Source organism: Candidatus Angelobacter sp. (genome assembly GCA_035607015.1).
GTDB lineage: Bacteria > Verrucomicrobiota > Verrucomicrobiia > Limisphaerales > AV2 > AV2.
Genome location: DATNDF010000255.1, coordinates 1 through 7,031 on the forward strand (window position 1 = coordinate 1; position 7,031 = coordinate 7,031).

Here is a 7,031-nt window from a genome sequence, read left to right on the forward strand (position 1 = left end):
CCAGAAGACCCCACCGAAGCCGGGTTGCACTACGTCATAGATCAATTGCATTCCATGGGCTTTTTTGCTCGACCGGCGATTATTCCCGCTCGCGTCTTCGCGATCCGCACAAAGAGCGCGAGGAAGGCAAATTCGGATGCCGCGCAGGAGAGGCGAACGTTAAGTTGACGAACATCCTCGACCACTTAACGAAGTAGGTTCACGCCTGCTGGCGACGCTTCTTTCTCGTCGCGCGCCAGATCAGAAGAGAGGGCAGCAGAGAAACCAGAAGGGTCGGCCAAAGCCATTTCGTGACGAGGACGAGGGCGTTCCGGAAAAAGGCGTTGCCGCCGATGTACGCGGTGGCCGCGGCGTCGTTTGCATGGGGAGCCAGGGCCACGCCCCCCTGCGCAAATTGATGAGCGATCGCGATCCCTCCAACCGCCGCTTTCCATCCAAAGGCGCAGCCGCCAACCGCCATCAGACCCGACACCATTCCGCCCACAACCCAGACACCGACAGCGAAGCCGGCGTAGCAGAGGACTCCGGCCCCAAAACCGCCGAACACAACTCCACCGACGCCAAATCCGCCAATACATATCGGGGCGATGGCCATTCCTCCGAACGCGAAAATACCGCCGATGGCCGCATCGTCCGCGATGGCGATCCAGGCCTTGACCGCCTCCCGTTGACTGGCCCAGGTTGCACCTAACCTGATGTGAACCAGCGGCAGGCCGAACAGACGAGTTTTTGTGCGATATTCAAACGCGGTCACCGGCTTTGAGGTTGCCGCGCTTGCAGAAGACGCTGAAGCAGCGGCGTTCAGTTCGCGGAGCTTCCGGCGCATCCAGAGGACGAGGAGTGCGGTGGCCGGGATCCAACTCGTCACAACCCCGATCATCAGTCCGCCGAACAGCACGGGATGTGAGACCGCCAGCGGACGTGCCCACGCCGCGAGCAACACCAGCGCCACCGGCACGACGATGAAAACGATCAACACGCCGTAGAAACGTTTGATAAACCCGCGTTCCTGTTCCGAGGCGGCCCCGTCCATTGACATTTTGTAACCCAGGTAGGTTGACAGAAAACCGGTGAGTGGACCGGCCAGGACATTGAAGGCAGCCAGCCCGGCGCCGGCTTTGGTGGCGGCACTTACCTTGGTCGCGGCCACGCCGAAACCCGCCGCAGTCGCCGAAGAGGCAAAGGCTGGCAGGGCCGCAAGTACACCGATTGTAAAAGCCCTGCCGGGTGAACTGCGTTCGAGAGCCCCCTCGATGAACGACAGCACCTCTTCGTGGAGCAGCTTGCGTCCGCGCGAAAGGCGTTGCTTGACCGCGTCCTCGCTCAAATCCAGGGCTTCCGCCACTTTTTCCACGGACTGCTGCTCGCGATAAAACAACACGAGCGGCTCCCGGTAAATCTCCGGAATGCGTTCGATGGAACGCCAGAGAATCTCCTCTTCCTCCTTGCTGATGGCCCGTTCCGACGGCAGTGGGTCCGCGGCCCGAAGCCCTTCCGGAAGGAGTTCGTGCGCGGCTTCCAACGGCTCTGCTGAATGAGTGGGTTCACGCCCGTCCCGTCGAAGAGCCTTGCCGATCAAACACCGGGCGATGCCACACAACCAGGCGCGGAGCTTGTGTCGTTCCCGTAATAGCCGCAGATGTTTCCAGGCCGTAATGAACGTCTCTTGCGCCAGGTCCTGACTCTGGCCAAGACCGCCGGTGGCGCTGTATGCCAGTGAGCAAATGAGCGACTGGTAGCGCGAAACGATTTGCCCGAAGGCATCACGGTCGCCATCCAGTGTCTGTGTCACCAAATCTGCATCCGTTGTTCCCTCTACGGTCATCAATGTGTTTGTGATCATATCACCGCATAAGTACCCGGAAAGGGAGAACCGGTGACAAGAAAACTGTCCCGGACATCATTTCTTTAACCACAGTGACAGATGGGTGCGACGAAGCGATTGACCGGGTAACCCTTACGACGACGGAGCTCGTCCTGACTTCGATCAGAGATTCTCCGCGATTGCCGCTCTTGAGGCAGTCAGTATAGAGATCGGATTCGGAACCGCGAATTGCGCGGCAAAAGATGGTCGGGGCGGTGAGATCTGAACCTAAGCCGGTGATTTCGCGTCGTTTCGGAAAAAGCGCGTTACAAGCCCGTATTCATTGACACTTTTTGCGTTTTACACTTTTCCCGATCACGTCGCCGTTCCACCCAATCCGAAACTTTTATGTTAGGATTTGTTAGGACTGCGTTGGATGTGTTAAGCGCCGCAGTGCCGTCGTAAAAAGTGCTGCTTTCACCGAACTGGCATCACAGACTAGGCTTGGTTTACCATCTGAGCGCGGGCAAAGCGTTGCCCTCACTTGCCCATGTTGCGAACGATACTCTCTACCACTTTGAACCATTTGTAAGCTTCCACCAAGTCCTTCTTCACTCCTTTACTTCTCAAAGACTGTTATTAATAAAGGTATCTTTAGTTCCGCTATCTTCGCTAAGAAACTGGTGTTAAATTCGAGATTTGCTTGGTCCTGATATGACACTGCTATGTAAAAGCTTATATCCAGAGCACCACACTCCCTCAGAATGGCTATCCCCTTGCTTAAAGTCTCGAGCAAGGCATTCATGGCTGCGTATCCCTTACTGTCATCCAGCGGCACAAGTTCTGCGCTTCCATAGGGTTGGGGAGCATTCTTGAACCGACCGAGTTTACCCAATTCGCCCGGTTCATTCTTTTTGAAGAATCGAAGCCCCGTCTTCATTTCTGCAAGTGCTGGCGAGAACGTTTCGCCTTTGATGATGCAAATTGGACTTATCTCAATCATAAGGGATCTAATCGCATTTATACCATTCAAGCGGGTAAACGGTGTCAACCGCTGCGCCCGTCTCTGGACGTCTCAGCCATACGTTGGCGTGTAACCTTCGAATCACCGACCAAGCTCATTTCAACCTTTGAGCAGCTCAAACAACTCCGGGATCGTCTGCGCCATTTGCACGTTCTCCTGGAGTTCCTCGAAGTCGCCACGGGATTGCCAGCCGTGCCATGCCCGGAACGACTTCAGGACCATGTCGCGCGCCTCGCCTACGGAAACCACGAACGGTTCACCCGATGGCTCCAGTTCCACTTTGATCCGCTGATTCAGGAATACGTTGTAGCCCCAGAACAGTCCGACCCCATGCAGCTTGTGCGCGTCCTTGACCTTAATCCCCGTCCCGTTGGAATCGATTACCGTCATCCCTCGATACCATCCATTCTTGAGACCTAACTTGTTGCAGGTAGTTAGTTCGTCCTCCGTCAGTTTGACGCGAACAAGGTTCTGACTCCGGCACAGTACCGGAAACTGCAAATCTTTAAGCAGAGTGCTCATTGTGTCGGCGCGACATAGAGGGGTCAGAGATGACTAAATGATAAATTCATCGTAGCCGCTTTCGCTTTGTGACCGAGCGCGTCGCATTGGAAGCTGTCCGCCAATACCCCATTTACAACCGCTTCGCAATCCACGACCAACTCATCGTTGTTTCATCACGCAATCGCACCGCCATGCGTGCCTTCCTTGGGTCGCCTTTCCGGTGCTGTCGCAATTCCGCTTCCGTCCAACCCGCCTCTCTCAATCAACATCTCTCCCCTCAACCGCTCCGCCTTCTGTTCATCCGACTCCCTCAACTCCTCTCCATGATGCTGTTTGCCCTGCTTCTCCCCGATCAATTCCAGCAGTTCCTCCCGAAAACTGACCGGACTCAACTTTCTGGTCCACATGAAGTGTTAGTCCTGGGACTGGTTTGAATTTATGTTTTCGATTGTTCTGTGTCCATCCTCGGCAAGAAGAAACGCGGACTTCTTAGAAAAATATGGTCGGGGCGGTGAGATTCGAACTCACGACCTCTTGTACCCGAAACAAGCGCGCTACCAGGCTACGCTACGCCCCGAACCAAAGCGCTGAGACGTTGCCGCGCACCCCGGACAATTGCAATGACGTTTTTTCCGCCCGCCCGTTGACATCGTGAACAATGCGGTTGACGCGATGAGGGCCGCGGTTGCGCGGCGCACCTCACTTTGCCCTTTGCACTTCCACTGGCGCATGGTTCAGTTCCCGGCGTGGTCGGGACCATCATCAACGCCGCGGCAATTCTCATGGGAGGCGCCGCCGGGCTGATGACCAAAAAGACGATTCCGGTTGCCCATCAAAACATGCTCAAGATTCTTCTGGGTGTCTTCACGGTTTACGCGGGCCTGAGCGCAACCTGGGGTGCGCTGGGCGGCGGTTTTCCCCGTGTCCTCAAGCAACTGGCCATCGTCCTTGCGTCGCTCATGCTCGGCAATCTGACGGGCAACCTGCTGCGCATCCAGAAATCCCTCAACCGCCTCGGTCGGCACGCCAAACAAATGATTTCGGGCGCGCGTCCGGCGGGCGGGTACGGGTTCAGTGACGGCTTTGTCACCGGTTCAATTCTGTTTTGCGCCGCGCCTCTGGCCATCCTGGGGTCGCTCGACGACGGGCTGGCCGGAGACATCAAACCGCTCGCGATCAAAGCCGTGATGGATGCCCTGACGACGATGGCTCTGGTCAGGACACTCGGCTGGGGAGTGACGTCAGCAGCCATCCCGGTCGTCGCCGGCCAGGGCACCATCACCCTCCTGGCCAAACTGGCGCAGCCGTGGCTGGCAAAATATTCACTCGTCGATCCTGTCAACGCCGTCACCGGACTTCTGGTCTTCTGCGTCGCCCTGGTCATCCTCGAATTGAAAAAAATCGAACTGGTCAACTACCTGCCCGGTCTCATTTACGCGCCGCTGCTGACCTGGCTGTGGCGTTGAGCACATTTCCAATTTGAATTCTGTCCGGTTCGACCGCAATCTGTCGCCGAAAATAACGAGCCTCCCATGAAACCAAAATCCCCCTCATTCCAGGCCGCGGCGCTGGGCGGCCTGCTGCTTTCCATGAACGCGTCATCACTCAAAGCCGACGAAGGCATGTGGCTGTTTAACAATCCACCGCGCAAACAACTCAAGGAAAAATACGGCTTCGACGCGACCGACGCATGGCTGGAACATGTCCAGAAGTCGTCGGTCCGATTCAACAGCGGCGGGTCCGGGTCATTCGTTTCGGAAGACGGCCTGGTGATTTCCAACCATCATGTCGGCGCGGACGCGTTGCAAAAATTCGGCGACAAGGACCACAACTATTTGCGCGACGGTTTTTACGCCCGCAAGCCTGCCGACGAGAAACGCTGTCTTGATCTTGAGCTGAACGTGCTGATGAGCATCGAGGACGTCACCGCGCGTGTGAATGCGGCCGTCAAAACGGATATGCCGCCCGAACAGGCGTTCCTTGCCCGCCGCGCGGTAACGGCGGAAATCGAGAAGGAATCGTTTGAAAAAACCGGTCTGCGCAGCGACGTCGTCACCCTCTATCAGGGCGGTCAGTATCATCTCTACCGTTTCAAGAAATACACCGACGTGCGTCTCGTTTTCGCGCCCGAACAACAGGCGGCGTTTTACGGCGGCGATCCGGACAACTTCGAATATCCCCGGTTCGACCTCGATATCTGCCTGTTCCGCGTTTACGAAAACGGCAGGCCCGCGAGGATTCAGCACTATTTGAAATGGAGTGAAGCCGGTGTTTCGGAAAATGAGCTGGTCTTCGTGTCCGGACATCCCGGCCGCACGAGCCGGCTCTTCACCGTCGCTGAACTCGAATATATCCGCGACCGCCGTCTGCCCTACGCGCTCGAACGTCTGCGCAACCTTGAGGTGTTGCTGCTCAGTTACAGCGCGCGCAGCGACGAGAACGCCCGCCGCGCCAAGGAGGATTTGTTCAGCGTCCAAAACAGCCGCAAGGCCTTCATCGGCGAACTGGCCGGCGTGCTCGATCCAAATTTGATGGAGGCAAAAAAAGCGGCGGAAAAAAAACTCCGCGACGCCGTCGCCGCCAGTCCGGACTTCAAAGATGCCGCGGGCGCGTGGGAGAAAATTGCCGACGCCCAAAACGTCATCGCGGAAAGCGCGTTGCGTTACAATCTGCTTGAAGCCGGCCAGGGGTTTCACAGCGACCTTTTCGGCATTGCGCGGACCTTGTTGCGCGCCGCGGAAGAAAAGCCCAAACCGAACGCCGAACGATTGCGCGAATTCGGTGACGCCGGTCTGGCGTCACTCGAGTTCCAGCTTTTCTCCGAGAAACCGATATACGATGATCTCGAGCAGCTCCTGTTGAGCGACTCGCTCACCTTTCTCGTCGGCAAACTCGGGTACTCCGATCCGCTCGCGCAAAAAATCCTGGCCGGCAAATCGCCACAGGAACGCGCCTCCGAACTGGTGCGCGGAACGAAGATCAGGGACGTCGCGCTTCGCAAGAAGCTTTACAAGGAAGGCAAGGAGGCCGTGGACGCTGCCCACGATCCGATGATTGAACTTGCGCGGCTGGTTGATTCCGATGCGCGCGCCGTCCGGAAGATCATCGAAACCCAGAGCGAAATCAAACAGCAGGCGCAGGCGCAAATCTCGAAAGCCCGATTCGCCATTGAAGGCACCAGCACGTATCCGGACGCGACGTTCACGCTGCGGCTCGCCTACGGCACGGTGAAGGGTTACGATGAAAACGGTCAGCACATTCCATTTCAAACGACCATGGCCGGTCTTTACGAACGCGGCGCGGAACACGGGAACCAGCCGCCGTTCGACATTCCGCCGCGCTGGATCAAGCGGAAGAGCCGGCTCGACTTGAAGACGCCGCTCAACTTCGTGTGCACGGCGGACATCATCGGCGGCAACTCGGGCAGCCCGGTGGTGAACCGGAAAGGCGAGTTCGTCGGCATCATCTTCGACGGCAACATCCAGTCGCTCGTTCTCGATTTCGCCTTTACCGACACCCAGGCCCGGGCGGTGTCGGTTTGTTCGCAGTCGATTATCGAGGCGTTGCGCAAGGTTTACGACGCGAAGGAACTCGCCGATGAATTGACAGGCGGAAAGCGCAGGAAATGAATTGGGGCGCGACATGATCAAAGCGCGACTTGGCATCATTGGCATGGGGAATATTGGCCGGCACCATGCC

6 protein-coding genes and 1 tRNA gene are annotated in these 7,031 nt (G+C 57.2%); 2 read left to right on the forward strand and 5 right to left on the reverse strand.

Annotated features, from left to right (window positions below):
* Positions 1 to 199: 199 nt before the first annotated feature.
* The 5 genes from VN887_10300 to VN887_10320 form a co-directional block, all read right to left on the reverse strand.
* Positions 200 to 1,843 (reverse strand): sigma-70 family RNA polymerase sigma factor, encoded by a 1,644-nt coding sequence (locus VN887_10300; GenBank protein HXT40403.1) that lies wholly within the window; start codon positions 1,841 to 1,843, stop codon positions 200 to 202.
* A gap of 580 nt (positions 1,844 to 2,423) precedes the next feature.
* On the reverse strand, positions 2,424 to 2,807 hold the full coding sequence (locus VN887_10305) for a hypothetical protein (protein HXT40404.1): 384 nt from the start codon (positions 2,805 to 2,807) through the stop codon (positions 2,424 to 2,426).
* Between the two features lie 120 nt (positions 2,808 to 2,927).
* Positions 2,928 to 3,350 carry a hypothetical protein gene (locus VN887_10310; protein ID HXT40405.1) on the reverse strand — a complete coding sequence of 141 codons (423 nt, stop codon included), beginning with the start codon at positions 3,348 to 3,350 and terminating at the stop codon, positions 2,928 to 2,930.
* Positions 3,351 to 3,505: 155 nt separating this feature from the next.
* On the reverse strand, positions 3,506 to 3,739 hold the full coding sequence (locus tag VN887_10315) for a hypothetical protein (protein HXT40406.1): 234 nt from the start codon (positions 3,737 to 3,739) through the stop codon (positions 3,506 to 3,508).
* A gap of 93 nt (positions 3,740 to 3,832) precedes the next feature.
* Positions 3,833 to 3,909, reverse strand: a tRNA-Pro gene (locus tag VN887_10320).
* Between the two features lie 127 nt (positions 3,910 to 4,036).
* Here VN887_10320 and VN887_10325 point away from each other — a divergent pair.
* On the forward strand, positions 4,037 to 4,798 hold the full coding sequence (locus VN887_10325; GenBank protein HXT40407.1) for a DUF554 domain-containing protein: 762 nt from the start codon (positions 4,037 to 4,039) through the stop codon (positions 4,796 to 4,798).
* 66 nt (positions 4,799 to 4,864) lie between these two features.
* Positions 4,865 to 6,961, forward strand: a complete 2,097-nt coding sequence (locus tag VN887_10330) for a S46 family peptidase (protein HXT40408.1) — start codon at positions 4,865 to 4,867, stop codon at positions 6,959 to 6,961.
* Positions 6,962 to 7,031: the final 70 nt, after the last annotated feature.

Bases quoted from the DNA above. Each gene is read 5' to 3' on its own strand.
- VN887_10300 (HXT40403.1), bottom strand. From the start codon at position 1,843: ATGATCACAAACACATTGATGACCGTAGAGGGAACAACGGATGCAGAT.
- VN887_10305 (HXT40404.1), bottom strand. From the start codon at position 2,807: ATGATTGAGATAAGTCCAATTTGCATCATCAAAGGCGAAACGTTCTCG.
- VN887_10310 (HXT40405.1), bottom strand. From the start codon at position 3,350: ATGAGCACTCTGCTTAAAGATTTGCAGTTTCCGGTACTGTGCCGGAGT.
- VN887_10315 (HXT40406.1), bottom strand. From the start codon at position 3,739: ATGTGGACCAGAAAGTTGAGTCCGGTCAGTTTTCGGGAGGAACTGCTG.
- VN887_10330 (HXT40408.1), top strand. From the start codon at position 4,865: ATGAAACCAAAATCCCCCTCATTCCAGGCCGCGGCGCTGGGCGGCCTG.